At 72.1% G+C, this 875-nt stretch carries 1 protein-coding gene; it reads right to left on the bottom strand.

Translation table 11 applies throughout. The features are described 5' to 3' along the window. Positions 1-875, bottom strand: an 875-nt coding sequence (locus tag A5704_RS29325; protein ID WP_231969181.1) for an acyl carrier protein, incomplete at both ends; no start/stop codon positions are given.

Raw genomic sequence — 875 nt, 5'->3', positions numbered from 1 at the left:
CTGGACGTGCACTTCGCGCACGGCAGCAGCTCGGTGCTCGTGCCGCGCCACCACGTCGCGCTGCCTGACGGCCGCCACGTCTGGGAGTACAACCCCCGCGGCCTGACGGACCTGCCCGCGTTGGTGAAAGCCGCTGCGGCAGAGGTCCTTCCGGACGCGCAGCTGGCGGCCGCCGAGCAGCGTGCGGTGCCCGGCCAGGGCGCCCGGCTGGTGACGACGCTGACCCGGCATCCGGGCGGCGCCTCGGTGCAGGTACACGCCCGCATCGACGAGTCCTTCACGCTGGTGTACGACGCGCTGGTGACCCGCGCCGGGGAGGCCGGTGTCGCCTTGCCGGCCGCGGTCGGCGCGGGCGCGGCGACCGTCGCGGGCGAGGCGCCGCTCATCAATTGCGCCTGGGCCTTGGCGATCTCCTCGGGCGAGTGGCTCTGCTGGTACTCGTGCAGCTGCTCGACCTCGTCGCGGTGCTCGACCGCGTACTTGATCAGCTCCTCGATGTTGTAGAGGTTGGCGTCCCGAACGGCCGTCAATTGGATCGGCGGCAGGTCGAAGTCGTACTCGACGCGGTTCTTGATCCGCACCGCCATCAGCGAGTCCAGCCCGAGCTCGATCAGCGGCACCTCCCACGGCAGGTCCTCGGGCTCGTAACCCATGGCGGAGCCGACGATCAGCCCCAGGCGCTCCGCGACCGTCTCGCCCGAGTCCGGCGACCACTTGCCCATGCTCGCCGAGAAATACCGGTTGGTCAGGCTGTCGGTCAGGGTCTCGGCTTCGGCCTCACCGCCGGACTCCGCCGGCGCGACGGCGGCCCCGTTGGACGCAGCCGTGATGGCCGCGCCCGCGCCGACCGCGGCCGGCAAGGCGACACCGGCCTC

Source organism: Mycobacterium sp. E735 (assembly GCF_001666955.1).
In the GTDB taxonomy this organism is placed as follows: domain Bacteria; phylum Actinomycetota; class Actinomycetes; order Mycobacteriales; family Mycobacteriaceae; genus Mycobacterium.
Note: the sequence above shows the minus strand (reverse complement) of the source record. Positions and strands in the feature narration are given on the sequence as shown.